Origin of the sequence: Ruegeria haliotis (genome assembly GCF_013377785.1) — a bacterium.
Classification (GTDB): Bacteria; Pseudomonadota; Alphaproteobacteria; order Rhodobacterales; family Rhodobacteraceae; genus Ruegeria; species Ruegeria haliotis.
Window position 1 is genome coordinate 96,423 of record NZ_JABXWT010000003.1, and the last position, 25,475, is coordinate 121,897.

Genomic DNA, 25,475 nt, shown 5'->3' on the forward strand with positions numbered 1-25,475 from the left:
GTGAAACATTCGAAATTTGATGTTGTCGTGATCGGGGCAGGCCATGCCGGAACCGAGGCTGCCCATGCCGCTGCGCGGATGGGCGCCACCACTGCGCTGGTGACACTGTCAGCCTCTGATATCGGAGTGATGTCGTGCAACCCGGCAATTGGTGGGTTGGGCAAAGGTCATCTGGTGCGAGAGATCGATGCCCTCGATGGTGTGATGGGCCGCGTTGCAGATCAGGCGGGCATCCAGTTCCGCCTATTGAATCGCCGCAAAGGGCCGGCGGTACAAGGGCCAAGGACACAAGCAGATCGGGCGCTATATCAGGCGGCGATGCAAAAAGAAATTCAAGCACAGCACGGCTTGTCAGTTGTCATTGGCGAAGTTGTTGACTTTCTGATGGCAGGGGATCGCGTTGCGGGAGTCAAACTTGGCGATGGGTCTGAGATCCCTGCCGGAGCAGTTATTCTCACCTCAGGTACTTTTCTGAGAGGCGTGATTCACATTGGGGATGTATCGCGCCCAGGTGGGCGTATGGGCGACCGGCCGTCTGTAAAACTGGCTGAACGGTTAGACAGCTACAATCTGCCTATGGCGCGGTTGAAAACCGGAACGCCGCCGCGTTTGGATGGCCGCACAATTGACTGGTCAGATCTGGAACGTCAGGATGGGGATGAGGATCCGACTCTCTTCTCATTCCTGTCGACATCCATCGTTGCGCCGCAGATTTCGTGCGGAATAACTCATACAAATGCGCGCACTCATGAGATTATCGAAAAAAATCTCTCCAAATCGGCTATGTATGGCGGTCATATTGATGGTGTTGGTCCAAGATACTGCCCTTCAATTGAAGACAAAATTGTACGTTTCGCGGATAAGGAGTCTCATCAGATTTTTCTGGAGCCCGAAGGCGTCAACGACCACACGATCTATCCAAACGGGATCTCAACATCCCTGCCGGAAGATGTTCAACTGGACTACGTAAGATCCATTAAGGGGCTAGAGAAGGCTGAAATACTTCAACCCGGTTATGCCATTGAATATGACTATGTGGATCCGCGCGTGTTGACGGCATCTTTGTCGCTTCCTGAGGTGCCAGGACTATATCTTGCAGGGCAGATTAACGGAACTACAGGATACGAAGAGGCCGCAGCTCAGGGGATGGTCGCAGGGTTGAATGCAGCACTGCAGGTTCAAGACCGGAAACCGGCACATTTTACCCGCGCGGACAGCTATATTGGGGTCATGGTTGATGACCTGACGACACGTGGAGTGGCAGAACCCTACCGTATGTTTACGTCGCGCGCCGAATTTCGATTGTCTTTGCGGGCTGACAATGCGGATCAGCGCCTGACGCCAATTGGGTTGCAGCTGGGCTGTGTTGGCGAAAAGCGCCACGAGCATTTCGAAAGCAAGATGGACCTGCTCAACGCTGCAAAATCAACGCTGACAATGAAGACCTATACACCGAAAGAGGTGCGGGCGGTGGGCATCAATATCAATCAAGATGGTAACAGGCGGGATGGTATGGCGATTTTGGCGTTTCCTGACGTCTCCTTCGATGATCTGGTACCCTTGATTCCCGATCTTGAAGATGTTGAGGGTGATATCCGTTTGCAGGTCGAGCGGGACGCGCTTTATGCGAATTACATCGCCCGCCAGCAACGCGATGTAGAAGCGATGAAGCGGGACGAATCCTATGAAATCCCACGTGAATTCGATTACTTCGCCTTGGACGGCTTGTCCTCAGAGATGAAGCAGAAATTATCACAAGCAAAACCTGCCAATATCGCGCAGGCAAGCCGGGTAGAAGGTGTTACACCGGCCGCTTTGACATTGGTTTTGGCGAAACTGCGCCGTGATCAAAGAGCTCGTCAGGCATGAATGCTGATAGTGATATTTTCGCTGGGCTGGATGTTTCACGTGAAACATTCACACGCCTGACTACATATGTGGAAATGGTCGAACGCTGGAATCCTAAGATTAATCTGGTGTCCCGAAACAGCCTGAAAGAAATATGGACCCGCCATATTCTGGATTCCGTACAGGTTTACCGATGCGCTGACACGTTCAGAAGCTGGGTCGATCTGGGAAGCGGAGGAGGGTTTCCGGGTATGGTCTGTGCAATCATGGCTGTTGAGACATCTCCGGATTCCAAATTCACCTTTATCGAGAGCGATCAGCGCAAATCAGCGTTCTTGCGCAACGTTGCACGCGAGTGTGGGGTCACATGCAGTGTTTTACCAAAGCGAATCGAAGCCGTTGATCCAATGGGCGCGGACGTTCTTTCAGCTCGGGCTTTGGCAGATTTAAGCCTGTTATTGTCCTTCTGTGACAGGCATTTGGCCAAGGATGGCACGGCTTTGTTGCTGAAAGGCGCAAGCTGGAAAAAAGAACTGGCGGATGCGCGCCAGGAATGGAAGTTTGATGCTGAGCCGATTACAAGTCTAACGGAACCCCAGGCCGTAATCCTTAAGATCAAAGGAGTATCACGTGGTTGATCTGTCTCGTCCCTCAGGGCCCCGGATAATTGCGGTAGCCAATCAAAAGGGCGGGGTTGGAAAGACCACAACGGCGATCAATCTGGCAGCGGGACTGGCGGAAGCCGGTTGCAAGGTGCTGGTCGTGGATTTGGATCCACAGGGGAATGCGTCAACAGGTCTTGGGGTAGAGGACAGGGATTGGACCACCTATGATCTGATCCTGGATGACGCGCCGCTTGAGGCTGTCGTGCAGGAATCCGAAATCGACGGGCTTTTTGTTGTTCCAGCGACGGTTGATCTGAGTTCGGCAGATATCGAGTTGATTTCAAATGAAAAACGCAGCTATTTGCTGCATGACGCATTGCGACAGACGGCTATTGATCAATACAACCTCGATTTCGTCCTGATCGACTGCCCACCTTCACTGAACTTGCTTACCGTAAACGCCATGGTCGCGGCGCATTCGGTTCTGGTGCCATTGCAAAGTGAATTTTTCGCGCTGGAAGGATTGTCACAACTGATGCTGACAATTCGAGAGGTGCGGCAAACGGCAAATCCGGAACTCAGAATCGAAGGTGTTGTGTTGACCATGTATGACAACCGCAACAACTTGTCCCGTCAGGTTGAAAAGGATGCGCGTGACAATCTGGGTGAGATGGTTTTTAAGACCAAAATACCCAGAAACGTGCGGGTCAGCGAAGCGCCATCCTATGCGTTGCCGGTTTTGCAATATGACTCGGGCTCGCTAGGCGCGATGGCCTATCGGCATTTGGCCCGTGAGATCATGCACAAGAATGACAAAGTCGCCGCCTGAGCGGCAAGTGAGGAGGGCGACGTGAGCGCCAAAAAAGCAAAACCAAGGGGCCTGGGACGCGGACTGTCCGCGTTGATGGCCGATGTCACGCCCGAGGCCGAGGGCCGCGCGCCAACGCATTCTCGGCGGCCGGATCTGAATGTGCCAATCGAGAAGCTGCACGCCAATCCCAACCAACCTCGCCGGACCTTTATGCCCGAGCAGTTGGATGAGCTGGCCGCGTCGGTCAAGGAAAAGGGCATTATTCAGCCCTTGATCGTCCGCGCAGTGGGCGAAAATGAGTATGAGATCGTCGCTGGTGAGCGACGCTGGCGTGCTGCGCAGATGGCGCAACTGCATGAAATTCCAGTGATAGTGCGCGAATTCGATGACACCGAAGTTCTCGAAGTTGCGATCATTGAAAACATCCAGCGGGCCGATCTGAACGCTGTGGAAGAGGCTGCGGGATACAAGCAGCTGATGGATCGTTTTGGCCATACACAGGAAAAACTGGCCGAAGCTTTGGGTAAAAGCCGCAGCCATATTGCCAATCTACTGCGTCTTCTGTCGCTGCCGATGGATGTGCAGACACTGGTGATCGAAGGCAAGCTATCTGCTGGCCATGCACGGGCGCTGATCACAGCAGAAAACCCGTCTGAACTGGCGAAAGTCATCGTCCGTGATGGCCTGTCGGTGCGTGCGACTGAGGCTTTGGTAAAAAAGCAGCAACAAGGTGATGCGGATCGCCCTGCGCCGCGATCCAGAAATCTGGATGCGGGCAAGGATGCAGATACGCGGGCTTTGGAAAAGGACTTGTCAGCAATTTTGGCAATGAAGGTGTCGATCAACCACAAAGCGGGGACGGAGACAGGGCAGGTGATGCTGACCTACGAAAACCTGGACCAGCTGGATGATCTTTGCGCCAAACTCAGCCGTTAGGACGGGTCCAGATAAACAGCAGGACACCACCCAGAACAACCGCCTGAATCATCAGGACATGTGACGGGACAGAGACAAAAACCGAAAAGCCGAACACGGCGGCGACCGACAAGGTGGCCGCCTTTTTTGCGACTGGACGTATGGCACCGGATCTTTGCCAATCCAGAATCAGCGGGCCAAAAGTGCGGTGAGTGATGAGCCAGTTGTGCAGGCGAGATGAAGATCGGGCAAAAAAGAATGCGGCAAGCAACAGAAAGGGAACCGTAGGCAACAGCGGCAGTACGACCCCGACCATGGCGAGGGCAACGCAAAGCAGCCCCAATCCGCTCCAGATGTAATGCATGCGCTACCCCAGCAGTTCGTTTATGACGGCGTTCAGCACTGCGCGACCGTCTTTGGTTGCGGCGAGACGGTTGTCCTGACGCGTGATCATGCCAAGTTCGGTAAGATCGTTGATTTTTTCCTGAGATAGTGCAGAGCCAGACAGTGCCTCATATCTGTCTACATTTAGTCCTTCCTTAACCCGCATACCCATCATCATGTGTTCAATTGCCTGATCCTGAGCAGATAGCTCGACACGATCCTTGTCACCGCATCCTTCAGCGGCTGCTTTGAGCCATCCATTGGGAGAGAGATAGGTCTCGGTCGCGTATTTTCGTCCGTTCAAGGTGATCCGCCCATGTGCGCCGGGCCCGATACCCACGTAATCCCCATATCGCCAATAAATCAGGTTGTGCTGCGATTCCGACCCGGGTCGTGCGTGGTTTGACACTTCATAGGCGGGCAGCCCATGCGCTTCGCAAATTTCTTGCGTGGCCAGATACATATCTGCAGCGCTGTCATCCTGGGGCAGGCCGCGCAGCTTGCCGATGGCATATCGGTCGCCAAAGGCGGTGCCGTCTTCGATCGTCAACTGGTACAGTGACATGTGATCAACAGCCATGGACAGAGCCTCGGACAGTTCCGCGCGCCACGCACCCAGTGTTTGATGCTGTCGAGCATAGATCAGGTCAAAGCTGACACGGTCAAAACAGGCGCGCGCGATGTCGAATGCTGCGCGGGCTTCGGCAACCGTGTGAATCCGCCCAAGTCGCCGCAGATCATCGTCATTCAGGGCTTGAACACCCATCGATATTCGGTTCACGCCCGCATCGCGATAGGCGGCAAAGCGACCAGCTTCGACCGAACCGGGATTAGCCTCGAGTGTGATTTCCATGTCGTTGGCTGGTCGCCACAGCGCGCGGGCCTCATCGATCACCGCAGCGACGGTTTCAGGATTCATTAGCGAGGGCGTTCCACCGCCAAAGAAGATCGTGTTCAATACCCGATCAGGTGTTTCGGAAGCCGAGCGGCGAAGTTCACTGAGATACGATTCAAGCCATTGTTTTTGATTGATACTTTTTGAAACATGGCTGTTGAAGTCGCAATAGGGGCACTTGGCCTCGCAAAAGGGCCAGTGCACATACAGGCCAAAGCCCCCGTTGCGCCAATCATCCGTCAAAACAGCCTTTCACGAACATCTCCACCGCGCGACCGCGATGGCTGATCTTGTTCTTTTCCCAACGATCCATCTCGGCAAAGGTAATGTCATGCCCGTCCGGGACAAACATCGGGTCGTATCCAAACCCGTCCTTACCACGGATCGGCCAGACCAGATGACCGGGCGAGACGCCCTCGAACACTTCGTCATGCCCGTCAGGCCAGGCCAGAACCAGCGTGCAACGGAACTGCGCTGTGCGGGGGTGTGCGGCGTCTTTTGACTCCAATTCCTCGTGCGCGCGGGTCATCGCCATCAGGAAATCACGACCTTCGCCAGTTTCGGCCCAATCGGCAGTGTAAACACCCGGCGCCCCGTCAAGCGCATCGATGGTGATACCGGAATCGTCCGACAGGGCAGGCAGGCCAGTGGCCTTGGCGGCGGCATGGGCCTTGATCCGGGCGTTACCGACGAACGTGTCTTCGGTTTCTTCCGGTTCGGGCAGGTTCATCTCACCTGCGCCCACGACGCTCACGCCAAAGGGCTCAAGCAGATGTACCATCTCCTCAAGCTTGCCTTTGTTGTGGGTGGCTACTAGCAGCCTGTCACCGTCGAACTTACGGGTCATGCAGTGGCGGCCTTTTGCGCTGCGACCAGTTCACCGACGCCTTTTTCGGCCAGATCCATCAACTGGTTCATCTGGTCGCGGCTGAAGACCGAGCCTTCCGCAGACATCTGCACTTCGATCAGTTTTCCGGAACCGGTCATGATGAAATTGCCGTCTACTCCGGCTTCGCTGTCTTCTGGGTAGTCGAGATCCAGAACCGGCTGACCCGCATAGATGCCGCAGGACACAGCCGCCACAGGATCAACCAGCGGGTCTGAGATTACATCACCCGCTTTCATCAGCTTGTTGACTGCCAGCCGCAGTGCAACCCAACCACCGGTGATCGAAGCGCAGCGGGTGCCGCCATCGGCCTGGATCACATCACAATCCACGGTGATCTGGCGTTCGCCCAATGCAACCCGGTCAACGCCTGCACGCAGCGAACGGCCGATCAGGCGCTGGATTTCAACCGTGCGACCGCCTTGTTTGCCGCTGGCAGCCTCACGCCGCATCCGCGTGTTGGTTGCGCGGGGCAGCATGCCGTATTCGGCGGTGACCCAACCCAAGCCCGAGCCTTTGATAAATGGCGGCACGCGATCCTCGATCGTGGCGGTGCACAGCACATGGGTGTCGCCTATTTTGATCAGGCAGGAACCTTCGGCATGTTTGGTGAACCCCGTTTCGATTGAAACGGCGCGCATTTCGCTTAAATCTCGTCCAGAGGGTCGCATCGGAAATCCTTTGTTTGCTGGGTTGGGGATAACGCCCCGCAGCGTTACGATGCAACCCCGATTGACCTTTCCAATGCCTGCTATTTAATGGCGACCCAGCAGGGGAATGCAGATGAGCGAAGCAAGCAAAATTCTGGACGAGATGAATGACCGGTCACGCGAGGTGTTCCGGCTGATTGTCGAGAGCTATCTGGACAGTGGTGAGCCGGTTGGCAGCCGTACCCTGACACGCACATTGTCGGAAAAAGTCAGTGCCGCGACGGTGCGTAATGTCATGCAGGATCTGGAGTTTCTGGGTTTGCTGGATAGCCCTCATATCAGTGCAGGTCGGATTCCGACCCAGCAGGGTCTGCGGATGTTTGTTGATGGGTTGCTGGAGGTCGGCGATCTGGGCGCGGCTGACCGTCAGAAACTGGACGACACATTAGGCTCTAATGCGGGTGATGTTGGGGGAATGCTGGACCGGGTTGGGTCGGCTTTGTCACACGTGACACATGGCGCCTCGCTGGTTCTGACGCCCAAGCACGAGTCCGAGATCAAGCATATCGAGTTCGTATCACTGGCCCATGATCGCGCTTTGGTGGTTTTGGTGTTCTCGGACGGGCAGGTCGAAAACCGCCTGTTCACACCGCCGCCGGGGCAGACGCCCAGTTCGATGCGCGAGGCTGCGAATTTCCTGAATGCGCTGATCGAGGGGCGGACGCTCAGCGAAGTACGGCGTCAGATGCAAACCCAGATCGCGGCGCGGCGGCAGGAAATCGATGCGTTGGCCCGTGAAATGGTGGAAAGTGGCATGGCTGCCTGGGATGGGGACGGGTCCGACTCAGCCCGCTTGATCGTGCGTGGGCGGGCGAATCTGCTGGGTGAGCCGGGTGAGGCAGAGGAATTGGACCGCATTCGCACCTTGTTTGATGACCTTGAACGCAAACGTGACATCGCGGAATTCCTTGAATTGACCGAAGAAGGCGAGGGTGTGCGCATTTTTATTGGGTCAGAGAACAAACTTTTCTCACTTTCGGGTTCCTCTTTGGTGGTGTCTCCATATATGAACGCTGATCGTAAGATAATTGGTGCGGTTGGGGTCATTGGGCCCACACGTCTGAATTACGGGCGAATCGTGCCGATCGTGGATTATACGGCGCAACTGGTCGGCAAGCTGATATCCGACCGGAGCTAGAGGGTAAGAAATGGCAGAGCCGAAGAACGAAGATTTTCTGGATGATATCGCAACCGCTGAGGCGGAAGAGCTGGCCGACGAATTGGCGGACTTCAGCGATGAAGAGCTGGAGCTGGATGCGTTGCGTGCCGAACGGGACGAGTATAAAGACAGATTCATGCGCGCGCTGGCAGATGCTGAGAATTCGCGCAAACGCGGTGACAAGGCGCGGCGCGATGCCGAGCAATACGGTGGCTCGAAGCTGGCGCGGGATATGTTGCCGGTTTATGACAGCATGAAGCGCGCACTTGAGGCGGCGACAGAAGAGCAGAGAGAAGTGGCCGGCGCGTTGCTGGAAGGTGTCGAGCTGACCATGCGGGTGCTGAAGGACGTGTTCCAGAAGCATGGGATCGAGGTGATCACGCCCGAAGTGGGTGACCGGTTTGACCCGAATGTCCACGAAGCCATGTTCGAAGCGCCGCTGCCCGGCACCCGTGCAGGCGACATCATTCAGGTGTCCGCCGAAGGCTTTATGCTGCACGACCGTCTGCTGCGCCCGGCGCAAGTGGGTGTGTCGTCGACACCTGCGAGCTGAAACGCGCCTGAGGGCGCGTGCCTTCGGCGTGAGTATTTTTGAAAAGATGAAGAGGCGGTCAGGATTTGACCGCCTCTTTCAGTTTGTAGATCAGGTCAAGCGCTTCGCGTGGGGTTAGCTCGTCTGGCAGAACGCTCGCCATCATCTCTGTCAGCGGGGATGATTTCGGTGCGGGCGGCGGTGCTGGCGGCGGTGGTGGAGCAGCAGAGAAGAGCGGCAGATCGTCGATCAGGTTTTTTTGCTTTCCGCCTTCACGTTCTGTTTTCTCCAGTTGATCCAAGACAATACGGGCGCGCTCGACCACCGAGGCGGGCAGGCCGGCAAGCTGGGCGACCTGAACACCATAGGAGCGGTCGGCGGCACCCTTGTGGACCTCATGCAGGAAGATCACTTCGCCCTCCCATTCCTTGACGGTAACGGTGGCATTCTCCACCCCGGCAAGCTTCCCGGCAAGCGCTGTGAGCTCATGGTAATGGGTGGCGAACAGAGCCCGGCATTGGTTGGCAGCATGCAGGTGTTCAAGTGTGGCCCAGGCGATGGACAACCCATCATACGTGGCGGTACCGCGACCGATTTCATCCAATATGACCAGTGCCCGGTCATCGGCCTGGTTCAGGATGGCGGCGGTTTCGACCATTTCAACCATAAAAGTCGAGCGCCCACGCGCCAGATCATCGGATGCGCCCACGCGGCTGAACAGCTGGCTGACAAGACCTACATGCGCCTGCTCTGCCGGGACATAACTGCCCATCTGAGCCAGCAGTGCAATCAAAGCGTTCTGCCGTAGAAAGGTCGATTTACCGGCCATGTTCGGGCCGGTCAGCAGCCAGATGGCTGCGCCCGCATCGGCGCTGAGATCGCAGTCATTGGCGATGAAGGTATCGCCGCTTTGCTGTTTCAGCGCGTGTTCGACGACGGGGTGGCGCCCGCCCTGAATATTGAATGCGCGTGAGGTGTCAACCTGCGGGCGACACCAGTTTTCACCGCGTGCGAGATCTGCAAGTGCTGTGGTCAGGTCCAGCTCTGCCAGCCCCCGGGCGGCCTGATTCAGGTGTGCGGCCAGGTCCAGAATTGCGCCAGATAACCTTTGATAGAGTCGTTTTTCGACTTCCAGCGCTAAGTTTCCCGCGTTCAGAATGCGGGTTTCAATCTCGCTGAGTTCGATGGTCGTGAACCGCACTTGGTTGGCAGTGGTCTGGCGGTGGATATAGGTTTCGCTGAAAGGTGGATTCAGCATCTTTTGGGCATGGGTCGCCGTGGTTTCGATAAAATAGCCCAGCACGTTGTTGTGCTTAATCTTCAATGAGGTGATGCCGGTGTGTTCGACGTATTTCTGTTGAAACCCGGCAATGACCGAGCGTCCCTCGTCGCGCAGGGTCCGGGCTTCGTCCAACTCACTGTCAAAGCCCGGTGCAATGAACCCCCCGTCGCGGGCCAGCAACGGCGGTTCTGCCACAAGGGCCTCATCCAGCAGGTTCAGCAGGTCGTCGAATCCGGTCAGGTTCTGCATGGCTGTTGCCAGCAAAACCGGCAGATCTTGGCCAGTGCACAGCTCTGCAATGGCGGCGGCCTGAGTCAGCCCGTTGCGAATGGCCGTCAGATCGCGGGGTCCGCCGCGATCCAGTGACAGACGTGACAGAGAGCGGTCCAGATCGGGTGTTTTGCGCAATGCGTCCCGCATGTCCGAAGCGAGCAGGCTATCGCCGGCGGCAAACGATATCGCATCCAGGCGGGCGTGGATGACATCCAGATTGCGTGACGGGCTGGACAACCTCTGTTCCAACAATCGTGCGCCGCCCGGCGTAACGGTGCGATCCACCACCGACAAAAGCGATCCGGCGCGACCGCCCGACAAGGACCGGGTCAGCTCCAAGTTGCGGCGGGTGGCAGCATCTATCTGAACAACACGATCCTCGGTTTCCTTCAACGGGGTTTGCAACAGGGGCAGTTTGCCCTTTTGTGTGATCTCAAGATAATCGATCAGCGCACCCATGGCGGCCACTTCGGCGCGCCCGAAATTTCCAAACGCGTCCAATGCGCCCACGTGAAACAAGCCGCAGATGCGTTTTTCTGCCGCAGTGCTGTCGAAACTGGCCCGGCCGACTGGTGTCAGCGAGATTCCAAGATCCTGAACGGGATCATGCAATTTTTGTTCTAGACCCTCCGGGATGATCAGCTCGGATGGCGCCAGACGCGCCAGTTCGGGGCTCAGTCGGACCGAGGTCAGCGGCATCACGTGAAACGCACCGGTTGAGATATCGGCCCAGGCCAATGCCGCCTCATCCCGTACTTCGCCATAGGCGGCCAGAAAATTGTGTCGACGCGCCTCGAGCAGCGCGTCCTCGGTCAGAGTGCCGGGGGTGACCAAACGCACGACATCGCGCTTTACGACCGATTTAGAGCCTCTTTTTTTGGCTTCAGCCGGGCTTTCCATCTGCTCGCAGACGGCAACACGGAACCCTTTGCGGATCAGAGATAACAAGTAACCTTCGGCAGAATGCACAGGTACGCCGCACATCGGAATGTCGTTGTCATTGTGCTTGCCGCGCTTAGTCAGGGCGATATCCAGCGCCTCCGAGGCGTTCACGGCGTCTTTAAAGAACATCTCGTAGAAATCGCCCATGCGATAAAACAGCAGGGCGTCGGCGTGAGCCTCTTTGATTTCGAGATATTGCGCCATCATCGGCGTGACTGTGGACAAGGCTGATCCCTTCTGGCGTCTTCCGGTCGCGACCTTACAAATCCCCCCTCTGCTGCGAAAGGTGAAAAGTATTCTCGTTGAGGCGGGACCGCAGCTGCGGTATGAGGCGGAAGCCCGCAGTTGCAAAGAAACGACGTATCAAATGCCCAAAGCGAAGATCACCAAAGAAGAGGCGCTGGCCTTTCACCTGGACCCCACCCCCGGCAAATGGGAAGTGCAAGCCACCGTTCCCATGACCACGCAGCGCGATCTGTCGCTAGCCTACAGTCCCGGTGTGGCTGTTCCATGTGAAGCAATCGCGGAAAATCCCGAAACGGCCTATGACTATACCAACAAGGGCAATCTGGTGGCCGTGATCTCAAACGGGACCGCCGTTTTGGGCCTTGGCAACCTTGGCGCGCTGGGATCGAAACCGGTGATGGAGGGAAAATCGGTCCTGTTCAAACGGTTCGCTGACGTGAACTCGATCGATATCGAACTGGACACCGAAGATCCGGATGAGTTCTGTCGCGCTGTGCGCCTGATGGGCCCGACCTTTGGTGGCATCAACCTTGAAGACATCAAGGCGCCCGAGTGTTTCATCATCGAACAGCGCCTGAAGGAAGAGATGGATATCCCGGTCTTCCACGATGACCAGCACGGGACAGCGGTGATTTGTGCGGCAGGCCTGCTGAACGCGCTGCATATCTCGGGCAAGAAGATCGAAGATGTGAAGATCGTTCTGAACGGCGCGGGTGCTGCGGGGATTGCATGTATCGAATTGCTCAAGGCGATGGGCGCGCGGCATGAGAACTGCATCGTCTGTGATACCAAAGGTGTGATCTATCAGGGTCGGACTGAGGGTATGAACCAGTGGAAATCGGCCCACGCGATCACAACCGACCTGCGCACGCTGGAAGACGCCATGAATGGCGCGGACGTGTTTCTGGGCGTGTCGGTCAAGGGGGCCGTGACGCAGGATATGGTTGCCAGTATGGCGGATAACCCGGTGATCTTTGCGATGGCGAATCCCGATCCCGAAATCACCCCGGAAGAGGCACATGAGGTTCGCGTGGATGCCATCGTTGCCACCGGGCGCAGCGACTATCCGAACCAGGTCAATAACGTGCTTGGTTTCCCCTATCTGTTCCGCGGTGCGCTGGATATCCACGCCCGCGCCATCAATGACGAAATGAAGATTGCCTGCGCCCACGCGCTGGCCCGCTTGGCGCGCGAGGATGTACCCGATGAGGTTGCGCTGGCTTACGGCAAAACGCTGACCTTTGGCCGCGACTACATTATTCCGACCCCATTTGACCCGCGTCTGATCCATCGCATTCCGACGGCGGTTGCCAAGGCCGGGATGGATACTGGTGCTGCCCGACGCCCGATCATCGACATGGACGCGTATGAACTGAGCCTGAAATCGCGTATGGACCCAACCGCCAGCATTCTGCGTGGCCTGAACGCCCGCGCCCGTGCCGCACAAAGCCGGATGATCTTTGCCGAGGGCGATGATCCCCGTGTGTTGCGTGCCGCGGTCATGTATCAACGCTCGGGCTTCGGCAAAGCGCTGGTTGTCGGGCGACCTGATGAGGTCAAACAAAGGCTGGAGGAGGCCGGCCTCAGCGATGCCGTGCGTGAACTGGAGGTGGTGAATGCCGCCAACACCGCGCATCTCGATACCTACAAGGAATTTCTGTACAAACGGCTGCAGCGCAAAGGGTTTGACACCAAGGACATCCACCGGCTGGCCGCGCGGGATCGGCACGTATTTTCGTCCTTGATGCTGGCCCATGGCCATGCGGACGGACTAGTCACGGGCGCAACCCGAAAATCGGCGCATGTGCTGGACCGGATCAATCATGTCTTTGACGCAGACGCCGCGCGCGGAGCTGCGGGCGTTACCGCTTTGCTTCATAAGGGGCGGATCGTTTTGATCGGCGATACGCTGGTGCATGAATGGCCGGATGAGAATGACCTGGCCAATATCGCTGAACGCGCCGCGGCGATTGCCCGCCACATGGGTCTTGAACCCCGCGTGGCCTTTGTCAGCTTTTCGACCTTTGGGTACCCTGTCTCAGAGCGGGCGGAAAAGATGCACGTCGCGCCGACGGTTCTGGATGCCCGGGGTGTCGATTTCGAATACGAAGGTGAGATGACCGTGGATGTGGCCCTGAACGCCCATCAGCAAGAGGCCTACCCATTCTCGCGCCTGACCGGTCCTGCGAACATCCTGATCGTTCCCGCCCGTCACTCGGCGTCGATCTCGACCAAACTTATGCAGGAAATGGGTGGCGCGACAGTCATCGGTCCGATCCTGTCTGGCATCGATAAACCGATCCAGATCTGCTCGACCGTTTCGACGGCGAATGACATCCTGAACATGGCGATCCTCGCCTCCTGCGATATCGGGTAGGCCATGGCGATCTGGAACCTCGGCTCGATCAACGCGGATATGGTCTACGCCCTGCCGCATTTGCCCGCGCCGGGGGAAACCCTTGCGGCCAATGGGTTGGACCGTTTTCTGGGCGGCAAAGGGGCCAATATGTCTGTGGCCGTTGCCCGCGCCGGTGCGCGCGTCAACCATATCGGGGCCGTGGGGTCAGATGGGCGCTGGGCGCGGGATCGGCTGACGGAATACGGCGTGGATACACGTTACATTGCCGAGGTCGAGGTGCCCACCGGCCACGCGATTATCGCTGTGGATGCGCAAGGAGAGAACCTGATTGTCCTCTACCCGGGTGCCAACCATGCATTGGATGTGCGGCAATTGGGACAGGCTCTGGCGTCGGCCAATACCGGCGACCTGCTGGTCATGCAGAACGAAACCAACGCACAGGTCGAAGCCGCGCGTTTGGGGCACGAGCTGGGCCTGACGGTCTGTTATGCCGCCGCGCCGTTTCAGGCCCAGGCGGTGCAGGCTGTGCTGCCGTATCTGGATTTCCTGATCCTGAATGAAGTTGAGGCCGAGCAGCTGCAACAAGAAACCGGGCTGAGTGCCGCCGACATCCCGGTTCGGCACGTGATCGTGACTCTCGGCTCCAAAGGCGCGCGGTATCTGCAGCAGGGCTGTGAGCCGGTCGATTTTGCAGCGCACAAGGTACAGGCGATCGATACGACGGGCGCGGGAGATACCTTTACCGGTTACGTGCTGGCCGGTATGGACCGTGGCATGCCGATGGAACAGGCAATCTTACAAGCGAACCGCGCCGCGGCCCTGATGGTCACGCGGCACGGTACAGCAGATGTCATTCCCGATCTCAGAGAAGTGCGCGACGCGCAGTTCGATTAGGATCCGGCAAAGGGCGCGTCTTTTCCCCAAAGCTGTTTGACGCGCGCATCTCGTCCGCAGGCCTTGCGATACGCTTTATAGGCGTTTTTCTGACGTTTGGGGCCAAAGCGGGTGAACACCAGCTTGTCGCCTTTGTAGTAATCCTGATGGTAGGCCTCGGCTGGATAAAAGGTTGATTGCTGCAGAATTGGCGTGACGACTGTCTGACCCAATGCGGCCTGTGCATTGGCTTTGGCTTTCGCAGCTTGTGCTTTTTCGCCTTTATTAGAGACGAATATCGCTGTGCGATAACTGTCACCGCGGTCGCAGAACTGACCATCTGCATCTGTGGGGTCGACGGACCGGAGGAACATGTTTAGCAGTGTTTCGCGTGAAACGCGGGCCGGATCAAAGGTGATTTGCACGGCCTCATAATGACCCGTGCCGCCTTTGGAAACCTGATCATAGGTCGGGTTGGTCGCCTTGCCGCCGGTGTATCCCGACACCGCTCCGATCACCCCGGGGACGGATTCGAAATCGGATTCAACGCACCAGAAGCAACCTCCGGCCACGGTCAGTGTTTCGGCTCCGGCCGCCGGGGCGGGTACAGCGCGCAGCATCGCGACTAGGGTAATCAGCGTAAGCAACAGGACGGGCTTGATGTAGTCGAGGTAAACAGTCCGGGTCATGGCAAGTCTCCTTCCGAGACGAAGTTGACCCGAGTTGGATCGTCTTGCAATTGCCTGACATCGTTTGTCACGCGCTGGTGAGACGAGTTTATCGCCCGTCCCTGACGTTCAGTACGTGGCAGGACGTGCCGTCGACAATGTCATTCTCCCCTTTCGCAGTCGGCCGGTTCCGCAAGCGACTGCGCCTCAAACGCGCTGAACTCCTGTGCGATGGCCTTGGCTGCAACGCGTAGCAGTTTCGCACCGTCCTGTGGTGTGGCCAGTGCTGAGTGTGATCCCACCCGACCATCCGGAAACGCCGCGCGGTGTTCCTTGGGCGGACCGTGACGGTCGCCACTGTGGGCGCGCAGGTAGTCCTGGCTGAGTTTTTCGGGTGGTTCCGCTGCCTGATTGACGGGCAGGGATCCTAAAAGACTTTGGGTGATCGCGATCTCGGATGGGGTGGCGTGCATCCCCTCCCAGTCGCCATACAGGTCATTGCGCAAGGTATTGACGGGTTCGGGATCCCACCAACTGCGGATTTGCAGCTTTGGCGATGCGAGAGTGCTGGCAATCTGATTGAGCGGCGCAAGATTCGCGCCATGGCCATTTACCGCGAACACACCGGTAAACCCTTGGGCCAACAGTCCGGCGATGACTTCCTGTGCTAGGGTCTGGAACGTCTCCGGGGACACCGAAATCGTGCCGGGAAACGAGGTATTGAAGGGTGCGGGCGTGTAGGCAAGGGGTGGGGCAACAATGGCATCGCAGATTTCAGCAGCGGCCAGAGCAACGGCTTCGGCGCAGATCGTATCGGTGCCGAGGCGTCCCATCGGCCCGTGTTGTTCTGTCGAGCCTATGGGCAACAGGATTGCTGCGCCTGCCGTGATACGTGCATCGACATCGTACCAGGTCATGTGCCCCAGTTTCATTGCAGACCCTTTCAATCGAAGCTCAGGACACCTGGACCAATGGAGGCTCCATTTATCTGAGACGTTAATAAAATGTTGGATCGATTGACCGGCACGGCGGTCAAAATACACCGTTACTCGTGAGACTGACATTGTCCGAACTGTTCGGGCGGTCCGGTATGTCCGTGATCACCTTTTCGCGACCACAGCCTGAGTTTCAATTCAAACGCCCGACCCCAAAGGTCGGGCGTTATTTGGGTCACAGACCCCATTTCTTTCTGTTTTCGTCGAAGAAGCCTTGCGCTTTCTTCACCTCGATCCAATTGTTCACGTAGTTGATCCAGACCTGATCACTTTGTGGCAACAGCATCGCGATGGGTGAAGGCGACCGGGGGCCGGCATTCTTGACGCGCACGACCGGGAATTTGGCTTCGAGCGTTGAACCTTCGATGTTCGAGGTAATGAACACATCGGCACGCCCGGACAGAACCTCCTGAAAGCCGCGCGCAGGGGCTTCGACCACTTTGATTTCCGCATTCGGGAACCACTCGCGCACGCGCTTTTCAAAGGTCGTTCCGAGGGTTGTAGCGACGGTTACATCCGGTTGGTTGATCGAATCGTAGCCGTCGAACCTGTCGGCCTTGTCCTTGATCGTATAGGGAAACAGCTCGACCGCGATGTAGCTGTCGGAAAACCCTGCAACCTTCATCCGCGGCGGTGAAATCGAGGCTGATCCGGTCAGGTGGTACTTGCCCGCGACCACGCCATTGACCAATGTTTTCCAGTCCGTGGGCACATACTCAACCTCAACCCCCAGATCGGCGGCCAGCTGATTCATGATGTCGATATCATAGCCTTTGTAACTGTTCGTGGCCGGATCACGCAGGGACATCGGGTTCCAGTCGCCCGTTGTTCCAACCTTCAGTACGCCGGAATCCAGCACCTCGTTCAAGGCCGATTGCGCCTGAGCCGCCCCCGACAATACCAAGCCAAGCGCTGCGGCTGCCGCGGCTTTCCAAAACGTATTCATCTAGTTCTCCCGTTGGTGGCGGTTGGGTCTTGCTGCCATATTGTTCCTTGATTTAAGCGCGAAGACAAAGATAACCTCAAGAAAATATTTTACCGAGAATAAAATAAGGGCCGTTCAGCCAATGCCAGACGCCGCGATCGAACTTGTTGACGTGAACAAGTGGTATGGCACATTTCATGTGCTTAAAGATATCAATCTCACGGTTGGCAGCGGTGAAAAGGTCGTGATCTGCGGCCCGTCCGGGTCAGGCAAATCCACGGTTGTGCGCTGTATCAACCAGTTGGAAAAACACCAGAATGGCACGATCCGCATTGATGGGACCGAACTGACGGATGATCCTAAATCAACCGCCGCGATCCGGTCCGAGGTCGGTATGGTGTTCCAGCAGTTCAACCTGTTCCCGCACCTCACGGTGCTTGAGAACCTGACACTGGGCCCGATCAAGGCGCGTGGACTCAGCCGGAAAGAGGCCGAGGAACGGGCGCGCCATTATCTGGACCGTGTCCACATCCCGGATCAGGCCGACAAACGCCCGACCCAGCTGTCCGGGGGACAGCAACAGCGTGTGGCTATCGCCCGATCGCTGTGCATGGAGCCCCGGGTGTTGCTGTTTGATGAGCCGACCTCGGCGCTGGATCCAGAGATGATATCCGAGGTGCTGGACGTGATGGTCGAGCTGGCCCAAGAAGGCATGACCATGGTCGTCGTCACCCATGAAATGGGCTTTGCCCGCAAGGTGGCCGACAACATGATCTTCATGGATGAAGGCGAGATCGTAGAGCAGGGCAGGCCCGAACACTTCTTTACCAATCCAGGTTCCGCGCGATGCCGGAAATTCCTGAGCCAGATCTTGCAGCACTGAGTGGGTCCGATGAAAAAAACGCTTATCCCCCTGTCCCTTCTTTTGCTGGTTGCGGGGTGCTCGTCCTCCCAGACGTGGGGCTGGTACGTCGTCAACCCGACCACCAGCACCGGGTGGACCAATGTGAAATTCCTGATCTCGGGGATGGGCGCGACGATCCAGATCTCGCTGATTGCGGCGTTCCTGTCGATTGCCATTGGCCTGATTGTCGCTTTTCCGGCCCTGTCCGAGAAACGCGGCTGGCGGTTGGTCAACCGGGTGTATGTCGAGTTCGTTCGCTCGATCCCGCTGTTGCCGATGCTGTTTTGGGTGTTTTACGGGCTACCCATTGTGTTTCAGTCGATGGGTATGAATATCCCCATCGACCCGTTCTGGGGCGCAGTCATAACGCTGGCAATCTCTGACAGTGCCTTTACCGCCGAGATCTATCGCGCCGGCATTCAATCTATTGCCAAGGGCCAAAGCGAGGCGGCGCAGACCGTCGGGCTGAATTCCATTCAAACGATGCGCTACGTGATCTTGCCGCAGGCGATCCGGCGTATTCTGCCCCCGTTGGCCAACCAGTTCATCTATATCGTCAAGATGAGCGCATTCGCCAGTGTGATCGGGATGCAGGAACTGACCCGCCGGGCCAACGAACTAGTGGTGACGGAATACCGTCCACTGGAAATCTACACTTTGCTGATCTTTGAGTATCTGATTTTGGTTCTGATCATCAGCGCCGGTGTACGCTGGCTGGAACGGCGCATGGGCTCGGATGAGCGCGGGTAAGGAGTTAAGACATGGACTGGAAAGATTTCATGGCCGAAACCGAGGCCAATATCGGTAGCTTTTCCAAAGAGATCCCCGAAACCGTGCGTGGGTTCGGCATCATGGGAAAGGCCGCCAAAGCCGACGGCGCGCTGAGCGAGAAGATCAAGGAATTCATGGCGCTGGGCATTGCCGTCGCGACGCGTTGTGACAGTTGCATCGGGTTCCACGTGCGGTCTCTGGTGCGGCTGGGGGCAACGCGCGACGAGATGTGCGAGGCGCTGGCCATGGCCACCTATATGGGCGGCGGGCCGTCTTTTACCTACAGTGCCAAGGCGCTCAAGGCGTATGACGTGTTCTCAGAGTAGGGGACGGGATGCGTCCTGATCTGCGGTCGATACCAAAGACCTTACCCAAGCAGCTGTCCCAGCTTCATCGCCACACCCATATTTCCCGAGATTTTTAGCTTTCCCAACGCGACACCCGTCATTGGATTAAGCTTACCAGTCAACAGCTTGGTCAGGTTGTCCCGGGAAATACGAATGGTGCAGTCCGTGTCCTGGTCCTGTGTCGTGGCCTGGCTATCGGCCAGAACAATCACGCCGTCCTCGCCACAGTCGAATTTCAGCGAGCCGTCAAAGCTCTTGCCATTCAGCCCGTTTTGAATCCCGTCGGCAATATCCTGAAGCATGATCCGTCCTTTCGCAGCTGACCTGTGCGTAAAGACAAACCCAAGGGTCGGGCAAGCCTGACCCTACGGGAACTGACGCACCGGTGACTGGATAAAGAAAACCCCGACACCGTTTTCGGGTGCCGGGGCGATCACTTGCTTTGTCAGATCGATTACTTGGCCAGACGCTTGTCGCGGGCGGCCAGCAGTTTCAGGCGCAGCGCGTTCAGCTGAATGAAACCTGCGGCGTCCTTCTGGTCGTAGGCGCCCGCGTCATCCTCAAAGGTCACATGCTCTTCGGAATAGAGCGAGTGATCCGACCAACGGCCCACGGTCGAGGCGAGGCCCTTGTACAGTTTCACACGTACGGTGCCGGTGACATGTTCCTGAGATTTGTCGATGGCGGCTTGCAACATCTCACGCTCAGGCGAGTACCAGAAGCCGTTATATATGATTTCCGCATATTGCGGCATCAGCTGGTCCTTCAGGTGCATCGCGCCGCGGTCCATTGTGATTGATTCAATGCCACGGTGCGCCTCCAGCAAAACGGTGCCACCAGGTGTTTCGTAGATACCGCGCGACTTCATACCGACAAAGCGACCTTCGACCAGATCGAGACGGCCAATGCCGTGCTTGCCGCCATATTCGTTCAGTTTGGTCAGGATGGTGGCCGGGCTCATCGCTTCGCCATTGATGCTGACGGCGTCGCCTCTTTCAAAACCGATTTCGATGAACTCGGGCTGATCGGGCGCATCCTCGGGATGAACAGTACGCTGATAGACATAGTCAGGCGCCATATCGGCGGGATCTTCCAGAACTTTGCCCTCGGACGAGGTGTGCAGAAGGTTCGCGTCAACCGAGAAGGGTGCTTCGCCGCGTTTGTCCTTGGCAATCGGAATCTGGTTTGCTTCGGCGAACTCCAGCAGGCGGGTCCGGCTGGTCAGATCCCACTCACGCCATGGGGCGATTACTTTGATGTCGGGGTTCAGGGCGTAAGCGGCCAGCTCAAAGCGTACCTGATCGTTACCTTTACCGGTCGCACCATGCGCAACGGCATCAGCGCCCGTGGCTTTCGCAATCTCAACCAGACGTTTCGAGATCAGCGGACGCGCGATTGAGGTGCCCAGCAGATACAGACCCTCATACTGCGCATTGGCGCGGAACATGGGGAAGACGAAGTCGCGAACGAACTCTTCGCGGATATCCTCGATATAGATGTTCTCGGGCTTGATCCCCAGCAGCTCGGCCTTCTTGCGGGCAGGATCCAGCTCCTCTCCCTGACCCAGATCGGCGGTGAAGGTCACGACCTCACAGCCATACTCGGTCTGCAGCCATTTTAGGATGATCGAGGTATCAAGGCCACCGGAATAGGCCAGAACAACTTTCTTGGGCGCGGACATCTGAATTCCCCTTATGCGTAGAACGATTGGCCCCTAGCCGGTTTTGCATCCGGGGGCAAGTTATGAGCGTTGACGCAGGGTGGGAATTGAGATGAAACAGGCGGAAAGAAAACAAGGATTGGTTGAGGGGATAGATTTCAAATGTTGGGCTGGAAGATTTTTGCGCATTCGGTGCGAATGGTTTTTGGAAACCTTAAGCAGGTGCTTCATATTACTGTGGGGCCTGCAGCCATCGCTACGGCGGTGATTGTTGTCTTGTTTGTAGTTTTGGATATTCCACTTGAGGCTCTAGACGATAGCGCCGACCAATTGCCGTTTGGTACTTCGGTGGGTTCAATTTTTGCTTTCGTTCTCACTTTGATCGTAGTGATGTTAATAACGATGTTCTGGATCGCTGTCTCGTGGCATCGTTTCATACTGCTGGAAGAGTATCCAAGCGGGATTGTTCCGACTTTTCGCTTTGACCGAATTCTTGCTTATCTTGGTCGTCTTCTGTTGCTTGGTCTTCTCTTTGCAATTGCCTGGCTTCCTATGGGGCTGCTGATATCTGCTCTGGTTAGTGTAGGAGGCGGCGAGGTCGTTTCCGTCGTTGTGACGGTTGTTTATTCTATGTTTCTCATTGTGTGTTTCTATCGTCTGTCCATCATTCTCCCGGCAGCAGCAATTGGCCATCCGGTTACCATTGGAGAGGCTTGGGCAAGCACAGTCGGCGTTTCGGGCGCAGTCTTTGTTCTGCTTGTTGTCGCGTTCTTGTTCCAAATTGCAATTCAGTTGATCTTTACTGCTCTTGCCTTCATTCCGGTGTTAGGAGTGCTGCTAACAGTGTTCTTTGGAACTCTGATCCTGCCGCTGATCAACGTCAGCATCCTGACCACGATGTACGGCATATTCATCGAAAAACGCGAGCTTACCTGAAGCGGGTACACATATGTATTCCTTGCCCTTTTAGTCAGGATAGGCCACTGACACGCGCATGACTGACTTCATGACCCGTGCCCGCGCTGCCGAACAGGCGATGCGCTCTGTGTTCCCGGCGACGCCGTTGCAGCGCAATGCCCATCTGTCCGACCGCTATGGCGCCGATATCTGGCTTAAGCGCGAAGACCTGAGCCCGGTGCGGTCGTACAAGATTCGTGGCGCGTTTAACGCCATGCGCAAGCAGCAGGGGCAGGAATTATTCGTCTGCGCCAGTGCGGGAAATCACGCGCAGGGCGTGGCCTATATGTGCAAGCATCTGGGCGTGAAGGGCGTTATTTTCATGCCGGTGACAACGCCGCAGCAGAAAATCCAGAAGACCCGCATCTTTGGTGGAGAGAATATCGAGATTCACCTGACTGGCGACTATTTCGACGATACGCTGGCCTCTGCGCAGGCTTGGTGTGCCGAACAGGGTGGGCATTTCCTGTCTCCTTTCGACGATGTCGATGTGATCGAGGGGCAGGCATCCCTGGCGGTTGAGATCGAGGCCCAGTTAGGCGGCGTGCCGGATCATGTCGTGCTGCCGGTGGGCGGGGGCGGCATGTCATCGGGCGTTGCATCCTGGTTCGGGGAACGCAGCCATTGTCTGTTTGTCGAACCTGCGGGCGGGGCCTGCCTGCGCGCGGCGCTGGCGGCGGGGCATCCCGTGGCGCTGGATCATGTGGATACGTTTGTCGATGGCGCGGCAGTGGGGCGGATCGGGGAAAAACCTTTTGAACTGCTGCGAAATCGGCACTTGTCGGACGTTCTGGTGCTGTCCGAAGACCGCATCTGTACCACCATGATCGAGATGCTGAACGTCGAAGGCATCGTTCTGGAGCCCGCCGGTGCATTGGCGGTCGAAGCGGTCGGCGATATTCAAAGCTTTGTACGCGGCAAGACCGTCGTCTGTGTCACATCAGGCGGCAATTTCGATTTTGAACGCCTGCCCGAAGTCAAAGAACGCGCGCAGCGCTATTCCGGGGTCAAGAAATATTTCATCCTGCGCCTGCCGCAGCGACCCGGCGCGTTGAAGGAATTTCTTGGCATTCTGGGCCCGGAGGATGACATCGCCCGGTTCGAATACATGAAGAAATCAGCCCGCAACTTTGGCTCGGTCCTGATCGGGATCGAGACCCGCAAGCCCGAGAATTTCATGCGCCTGTTTGCGCATCTGGATGATGCAGGGTTCACCTATACCGATATCACTGAAGACGAAACACTGGCGCAATTTGTGATCTGAGCTCAGATCAGATTTGCGGTAAGATCTGCCTCGAAAACCGATTTTGACGCGTCAAAAGCCGCCAGAATCGCAGGGAGGTCGACCTCCGTCCCGTGTCCCGCAGCAACCCGCCGCTCGCCATCTTGACATAGTTTCGAGAACTGGTCGAACCCAAGGCTCAGCGCACTTCCTTTCAGGAAATGCAGGTTCTGCTCCAATTCGCGGCGCGTTGTGTCCGCGTGCAAGCGAGCGATCACCTCCTGCACCTCTTCCAGAAAAATCTGAACCACCTCGTCAAATTCTTCCACACCGACCTCGTCCCGCAACTGTCTGACCCTGGGCCAGTGGATCATGATCATCCTCCTGCATCGGATTGCGAATGACCCTTGTTACCGCACGCCCGGTAAACAGCCGATTAAATGGATGAAATAACCCTGGGTTGTGACCCTTCACCGGATGTTAAATCCCACGACGCTAGGGTCGCTCTGTCCGGGAAGATTACACAGCGTAGAGGTTACAGGGTGTCAGGGGCGAATCTAGAGGAAGCCAGGTCAGATCTGGACTTTGGTGCGATCCGAAAGGTTCTGGTTGTCGATGACAGCCGCTTGCAGCGGCGTATTCTGGTGGCTTCGCTCAGGAAATGGGGGTTCGATGTGCTCGAGGCAGAGAGCGGTGATGTCGCAATGGCGATGTGCGCCGATGACCCGCCCGATCTTGTGGTCAGCGACTGGATCATGCCGGGGATGAGCGGGCTGGATTTTTGCCGCGCATTTCGTGCTTTGGACTCAGAGCAATACAGCTATTTCATCCTGCTGACCTCCAAAAGCGAAAAGCAGGAGGTTGCGCGCGGTCTGGATGCCGGGGCCGATGATTTTCTGATCAAACCGCTTGAGGCCGGCGAACTGCGGGCGCGTATCTCGGCCGGTGCCCGCATTCTGGACATGCAACGTGAGCTGTCCGAGAAAAACCGCTTGATCGAGTCCGCACTTGAGGAACTGAAACTGGCCCACGATGCCATCGACAAGGATCTGATTCAGGCCCGGAAGATTCAGGAATCACTGGTGCCTGAACTGACGCGAGAATTCGGAAAGTCGCGGGTCAGCCTGTTGCTGAAACCGTGCGGTCATATTGGCGGCGATCTGGTGGGCATGTTTTCACCGGGGGTCAATCGGTTGGGGTTCTATAGCATTGATGTGTCTGGTCACGGCATCACCTCGGCGATGATGACGGCGCGGCTGGGCAGTTATCTGTCCAGCACGCATTTTGATCAGAACGTGGCGATGGAACCGCGATTCAACAAATTCTACGCCCTGTTGCCGCCCGAAGACGTGGCCGAAGCGCTCAATTGCCGTTTAATGGCGGATGCCGGGATCGAAGAGTACTTTACGATGGCCTATGCAATCGTCGATCTGCGCAACGGGCATGTGAAAATGGTGCAGGCCGGACATCCGCATCCTCTGCTGCTGCGGCACGATGGCAGCACCGAGTTTTTGGGTGAGGGGGGACTGCCCATCGGACTGCTGCCGAACGTGTCCTTTCACCAGACCGAAACGCATTTGAAACCGGGCGACAAACTCTTGTTGTATTCAGACGGGTTTACTGAGTGTCATCTGGCAGACGGTGGTCTGCTGGACGAAGCCGGGTTGCGTCAGATGGCCCTTGAGTGCGCCGCAGGGCGGGGTGGGTCCGAGTTTCTGGACGATATGTTCTGGAAGTTGACGCAAGTGATGTCCCCGGATGAGGGGATGGGCGATGACGTGTCGGCTGTCTTTTTTGAGTATAACGGTCCCTAGAGCCCTGCAAGATGAAGGCCGGCAAAATGCCGGTCCCCGGAATTGCCCAGCCTTTCGACCGCCTCCGCAGCGCTCATCCAGCGGGCTTCATGGAACGCTTCGGTTGGCGGTCCCATGCGGCGGACAGGACGGGCGCGGTAAATCGTGCAGACCTTCTCGGCCCACAGATCGTATTCTGGCATATAGGTAAAGCGGCGAAAGGCGCCGATGCGACGGGGGGCGGCGATCAGCCAGCCGGTTTCTTCAAACACCTCACGATGCAAAGCGGTCACCGGGGATTCGCCGGGATCAATGCCGCCACCCGGCAATTGCAGCTCGGGGTTCTGGCCATCGTCATACCATGTCACCAGCAATGAGCGCCCTTGTGGTAACAAGACATACACCCCGGGTCGCCGGATATATCTCTGCCCCGGCTCTGGGGTTTCACCGAACCGTCTGATCATGTATGGCCCCTTAAAACCCAATTTGTTCGACCTATATGGTGGCGGTATG

At 57.0% G+C, this 25,475-nt stretch carries 26 protein-coding genes; 14 read left to right on the forward strand and 12 right to left on the reverse strand.

Annotation, left to right across the window (positions count from 1 at the left end):
• Genes mnmG through HW561_RS09010 form a run of 4 tightly spaced genes read left to right on the forward strand, consistent with a single transcriptional unit; the run spans window position 1 to window position 4,200 of the window.
• Window positions 1-1,869 (forward strand): tRNA uridine-5-carboxymethylaminomethyl(34) synthesis enzyme MnmG, encoded by a 1,869-nt coding sequence (mnmG, locus tag HW561_RS08995; protein WP_176863864.1) that lies wholly within the window; start codon window positions 1-3, stop codon window positions 1,867-1,869.
• On the forward strand, window positions 1,866-2,486 hold the full coding sequence (gene rsmG / locus HW561_RS09000; RefSeq protein ID WP_176863866.1) for a 16S rRNA (guanine(527)-N(7))-methyltransferase RsmG: 621 nt from the start codon (window positions 1,866-1,868) through the stop codon (window positions 2,484-2,486). Before mnmG ends, rsmG begins: the two co-directional genes overlap by 4 nt.
• Window positions 2,479-3,282: a ParA family protein gene (locus HW561_RS09005; RefSeq protein ID WP_176863868.1), complete on the forward strand. Its 804-nt coding sequence runs from the start codon at window positions 2,479-2,481 to the stop codon at window positions 3,280-3,282. Before rsmG ends, HW561_RS09005 begins: the two co-directional genes overlap by 8 nt.
• Before the next feature lie 21 nt (window positions 3,283-3,303).
• Window positions 3,304-4,200, forward strand: coding sequence for a ParB/RepB/Spo0J family partition protein (locus HW561_RS09010; protein WP_176863870.1), 897 nt, complete (start codon window positions 3,304-3,306; stop codon window positions 4,198-4,200).
• On the opposite strand, the gene HW561_RS09015 is transcribed toward HW561_RS09010, so the two are convergent.
• From HW561_RS09015 to rph, 4 genes are read right to left on the reverse strand one after another with little or no spacing between them, the layout of a single operon-like run.
• Window positions 4,190-4,543: a YbaN family protein gene (locus HW561_RS09015; protein WP_176863872.1), complete on the reverse strand. Its 354-nt coding sequence runs from the start codon at window positions 4,541-4,543 to the stop codon at window positions 4,190-4,192. The genes HW561_RS09010 and HW561_RS09015 overlap by 11 nt on opposite strands.
• 3 nt (window positions 4,544-4,546) lie before the next feature.
• Window positions 4,547-5,701 carry a radical SAM family heme chaperone HemW gene (gene hemW, locus HW561_RS09020; RefSeq protein ID WP_176863874.1) on the reverse strand — a complete coding sequence of 385 codons (1,155 nt, stop codon included), beginning with the start codon at window positions 5,699-5,701 and terminating at the stop codon, window positions 4,547-4,549.
• Entirely contained in the window at window positions 5,691-6,305 is a 615-nt protein-coding gene (gene rdgB, locus HW561_RS09025) for an RdgB/HAM1 family non-canonical purine NTP pyrophosphatase (RefSeq protein ID WP_176863877.1), read from the reverse strand. The genes hemW and rdgB overlap by 11 nt, the downstream gene beginning before the upstream one ends.
• The gene (rph, locus tag HW561_RS09030) at window positions 6,302-7,015 is read right to left on the reverse strand and encodes a ribonuclease PH (RefSeq protein WP_176863879.1); all 714 of its coding nucleotides are present in this window, start codon (window positions 7,013-7,015) and stop codon (window positions 6,302-6,304) included. The genes rdgB and rph overlap by 4 nt, the downstream gene beginning before the upstream one ends.
• A gap of 112 nt (window positions 7,016-7,127) precedes the next feature.
• Between rph and hrcA the strand changes: the two genes are divergently transcribed.
• Entirely contained in the window at window positions 7,128-8,192 is a 1,065-nt protein-coding gene (hrcA, locus tag HW561_RS09035; RefSeq protein WP_176863881.1) for a heat-inducible transcriptional repressor HrcA, read from the forward strand.
• Window positions 8,193-8,202: 10 nt separating this feature from the next.
• Window positions 8,203-8,766 (forward strand): nucleotide exchange factor GrpE, encoded by a 564-nt coding sequence (locus HW561_RS09040; protein ID WP_176863883.1) that lies wholly within the window; start codon window positions 8,203-8,205, stop codon window positions 8,764-8,766.
• Window positions 8,767-8,824: 58 nt separating this feature from the next.
• Here HW561_RS09040 and mutS read toward each other — a convergent pair whose 3' ends face one another.
• Window positions 8,825-11,449, reverse strand: coding sequence for a DNA mismatch repair protein MutS (gene mutS, locus HW561_RS09045; protein WP_176864455.1), 2,625 nt, complete (start codon window positions 11,447-11,449; stop codon window positions 8,825-8,827).
• A 160-nt stretch (window positions 11,450-11,609) separates the two neighbouring features.
• On the opposite strand from mutS, the gene HW561_RS09050 reads away from it, so the two are divergent.
• Together HW561_RS09050 and HW561_RS09055 are read left to right on the forward strand one after the other, a co-directional pair.
• Window positions 11,610-13,865, forward strand: a complete 2,256-nt coding sequence (locus HW561_RS09050; protein WP_176863885.1) for an NADP-dependent malic enzyme — start codon at window positions 11,610-11,612, stop codon at window positions 13,863-13,865.
• 3 nt (window positions 13,866-13,868) lie between these two features.
• Window positions 13,869-14,741, forward strand: coding sequence for a ribokinase (locus tag HW561_RS09055; protein ID WP_176863887.1), 873 nt, complete (start codon window positions 13,869-13,871; stop codon window positions 14,739-14,741).
• Here HW561_RS09055 and msrA read toward each other — a convergent pair.
• From msrA to HW561_RS09070, 3 genes are all read right to left on the reverse strand, one after another.
• Window positions 14,738-15,409: a peptide-methionine (S)-S-oxide reductase MsrA gene (gene msrA / locus HW561_RS09060; protein ID WP_176863889.1), complete on the reverse strand. Its 672-nt coding sequence runs from the start codon at window positions 15,407-15,409 to the stop codon at window positions 14,738-14,740. The genes HW561_RS09055 and msrA overlap by 4 nt on opposite strands.
• Window positions 15,410-15,549: 140 nt before the next feature.
• The gene (locus tag HW561_RS09065) at window positions 15,550-16,305 is read right to left on the reverse strand and encodes a creatininase family protein (RefSeq protein WP_235962847.1); all 756 of its coding nucleotides are present in this window, start codon (window positions 16,303-16,305) and stop codon (window positions 15,550-15,552) included.
• A gap of 253 nt (window positions 16,306-16,558) precedes the next feature.
• Window positions 16,559-17,329 carry a transporter substrate-binding domain-containing protein gene (locus HW561_RS09070; RefSeq protein ID WP_176863893.1) on the reverse strand — a complete coding sequence of 257 codons (771 nt, stop codon included), beginning with the start codon at window positions 17,327-17,329 and terminating at the stop codon, window positions 16,559-16,561.
• Window positions 17,330-17,450: 121 nt separating this feature from the next.
• On the opposite strand from HW561_RS09070, the gene HW561_RS09075 reads away from it, so the two are divergent.
• Genes HW561_RS09075 through HW561_RS09085 form a run of 3 tightly spaced genes read left to right on the forward strand, consistent with a single transcriptional unit; the run spans window position 17,451 to window position 19,309 of the window.
• Window positions 17,451-18,191 (forward strand): amino acid ABC transporter ATP-binding protein, encoded by a 741-nt coding sequence (locus HW561_RS09075; RefSeq protein ID WP_176863895.1) that lies wholly within the window; start codon window positions 17,451-17,453, stop codon window positions 18,189-18,191.
• 9 nt (window positions 18,192-18,200) lie between these two features.
• Window positions 18,201-18,962, forward strand: coding sequence for an amino acid ABC transporter permease (locus HW561_RS09080; protein ID WP_176863897.1), 762 nt, complete (start codon window positions 18,201-18,203; stop codon window positions 18,960-18,962).
• Between the two features lie 11 nt (window positions 18,963-18,973).
• The gene (locus HW561_RS09085) at window positions 18,974-19,309 is read left to right on the forward strand and encodes a carboxymuconolactone decarboxylase family protein (protein WP_176863899.1); all 336 of its coding nucleotides are present in this window, start codon (window positions 18,974-18,976) and stop codon (window positions 19,307-19,309) included.
• A gap of 41 nt (window positions 19,310-19,350) precedes the next feature.
• Here the strand turns inward: HW561_RS09085 and HW561_RS09090 are convergent, their stop codons facing one another.
• Window positions 19,351-19,632 (reverse strand): SCP2 sterol-binding domain-containing protein, encoded by a 282-nt coding sequence (locus HW561_RS09090; protein WP_176863901.1) that lies wholly within the window; start codon window positions 19,630-19,632, stop codon window positions 19,351-19,353.
• Between the two features lie 152 nt (window positions 19,633-19,784).
• Entirely contained in the window at window positions 19,785-21,011 is a 1,227-nt protein-coding gene (locus tag HW561_RS09095) for an argininosuccinate synthase (protein ID WP_176863903.1), read from the reverse strand.
• Between the two features lie 141 nt (window positions 21,012-21,152).
• Between HW561_RS09095 and HW561_RS09100 the strand changes: the two genes are divergently transcribed.
• Window positions 21,153-21,926, forward strand: coding sequence for a hypothetical protein (locus tag HW561_RS09100; RefSeq protein ID WP_176863905.1), 774 nt, complete (start codon window positions 21,153-21,155; stop codon window positions 21,924-21,926).
• A 58-nt stretch (window positions 21,927-21,984) separates the two neighbouring features.
• On the forward strand, window positions 21,985-23,211 hold the full coding sequence (ilvA, locus tag HW561_RS09105) for a threonine ammonia-lyase IlvA (RefSeq protein ID WP_176863907.1): 1,227 nt from the start codon (window positions 21,985-21,987) through the stop codon (window positions 23,209-23,211).
• A 2-nt stretch (window positions 23,212-23,213) separates the two neighbouring features.
• On the opposite strand, the gene HW561_RS09110 is transcribed toward ilvA, so the two are convergent.
• Window positions 23,214-23,543 carry an Hpt domain-containing protein gene (locus tag HW561_RS09110; protein WP_176863909.1) on the reverse strand — a complete coding sequence of 110 codons (330 nt, stop codon included), beginning with the start codon at window positions 23,541-23,543 and terminating at the stop codon, window positions 23,214-23,216.
• 168 nt (window positions 23,544-23,711) lie between these two features.
• On the opposite strand from HW561_RS09110, the gene HW561_RS09115 reads away from it, so the two are divergent.
• Entirely contained in the window at window positions 23,712-24,983 is a 1,272-nt protein-coding gene (locus HW561_RS09115; RefSeq protein WP_328803268.1) for a PP2C family protein-serine/threonine phosphatase, read from the forward strand.
• Here the strand turns inward: HW561_RS09115 and HW561_RS09120 are convergent.
• Window positions 24,980-25,426, reverse strand: a complete 447-nt coding sequence (locus HW561_RS09120; RefSeq protein ID WP_176863913.1) for an NUDIX hydrolase — start codon at window positions 25,424-25,426, stop codon at window positions 24,980-24,982. The two genes, HW561_RS09115 and HW561_RS09120, sit on opposite strands and share 4 nt — an antisense overlap.
• Window positions 25,427-25,475 lie beyond the last annotated feature (49 nt).

What these genes read in the sequence shown, in the direction of transcription:
- HW561_RS09015 (WP_176863872.1), bottom strand. Translation starts at nt 4,543, where the DNA reads ATGCATTACATCTGGAGCGGATTGGGGCTGCTTTGCGTTGCCCTCGCC.
- HW561_RS09120 (WP_176863913.1), bottom strand. Translation starts at nt 25,426, where the DNA reads ATGATCAGACGGTTCGGTGAAACCCCAGAGCCGGGGCAGAGATATATC.
- HW561_RS09055 (WP_176863887.1), top strand. Translation starts at nt 13,869, where the DNA reads ATGGCGATCTGGAACCTCGGCTCGATCAACGCGGATATGGTCTACGCC.
- HW561_RS09100 (WP_176863905.1), top strand. Translation starts at nt 21,153, where the DNA reads ATGTTGGGCTGGAAGATTTTTGCGCATTCGGTGCGAATGGTTTTTGGA.
- HW561_RS09070 (WP_176863893.1), bottom strand. Translation starts at nt 17,329, where the DNA reads ATGAATACGTTTTGGAAAGCCGCGGCAGCCGCAGCGCTTGGCTTGGTA.
- HW561_RS09040 (WP_176863883.1), top strand. Translation starts at nt 8,203, where the DNA reads ATGGCAGAGCCGAAGAACGAAGATTTTCTGGATGATATCGCAACCGCT.
- HW561_RS09095 (WP_176863903.1), bottom strand. Translation starts at nt 21,011, where the DNA reads ATGTCCGCGCCCAAGAAAGTTGTTCTGGCCTATTCCGGTGGCCTTGAT.
- rdgB (WP_176863877.1), bottom strand. Translation starts at nt 6,305, where the DNA reads ATGACCCGTAAGTTCGACGGTGACAGGCTGCTAGTAGCCACCCACAAC.
- HW561_RS09090 (WP_176863901.1), bottom strand. Translation starts at nt 19,632, where the DNA reads ATGCTTCAGGATATTGCCGACGGGATTCAAAACGGGCTGAATGGCAAG.
- hrcA (WP_176863881.1), top strand. Translation starts at nt 7,128, where the DNA reads ATGAGCGAAGCAAGCAAAATTCTGGACGAGATGAATGACCGGTCACGC.
- msrA (WP_176863889.1), bottom strand. Translation starts at nt 15,409, where the DNA reads ATGACCCGGACTGTTTACCTCGACTACATCAAGCCCGTCCTGTTGCTT.
- rph (WP_176863879.1), bottom strand. Translation starts at nt 7,015, where the DNA reads ATGCGACCCTCTGGACGAGATTTAAGCGAAATGCGCGCCGTTTCAATC.
- HW561_RS09110 (WP_176863909.1), bottom strand. Translation starts at nt 23,543, where the DNA reads ATGATCCACTGGCCCAGGGTCAGACAGTTGCGGGACGAGGTCGGTGTG.
- mutS (WP_176864455.1), bottom strand. Translation starts at nt 11,449, where the DNA reads ATGATGGCGCAATATCTCGAAATCAAAGAGGCTCACGCCGACGCCCTG.
- HW561_RS09075 (WP_176863895.1), top strand. Translation starts at nt 17,451, where the DNA reads ATGCCAGACGCCGCGATCGAACTTGTTGACGTGAACAAGTGGTATGGC.
- HW561_RS09085 (WP_176863899.1), top strand. Translation starts at nt 18,974, where the DNA reads ATGGACTGGAAAGATTTCATGGCCGAAACCGAGGCCAATATCGGTAGC.
- HW561_RS09050 (WP_176863885.1), top strand. Translation starts at nt 11,610, where the DNA reads ATGCCCAAAGCGAAGATCACCAAAGAAGAGGCGCTGGCCTTTCACCTG.
- ilvA (WP_176863907.1), top strand. Translation starts at nt 21,985, where the DNA reads ATGACTGACTTCATGACCCGTGCCCGCGCTGCCGAACAGGCGATGCGC.
- rsmG (WP_176863866.1), top strand. Translation starts at nt 1,866, where the DNA reads ATGAATGCTGATAGTGATATTTTCGCTGGGCTGGATGTTTCACGTGAA.
- HW561_RS09065 (WP_235962847.1), bottom strand. Translation starts at nt 16,305, where the DNA reads ATGACCTGGTACGATGTCGATGCACGTATCACGGCAGGCGCAGCAATC.
- HW561_RS09080 (WP_176863897.1), top strand. Translation starts at nt 18,201, where the DNA reads ATGAAAAAAACGCTTATCCCCCTGTCCCTTCTTTTGCTGGTTGCGGGG.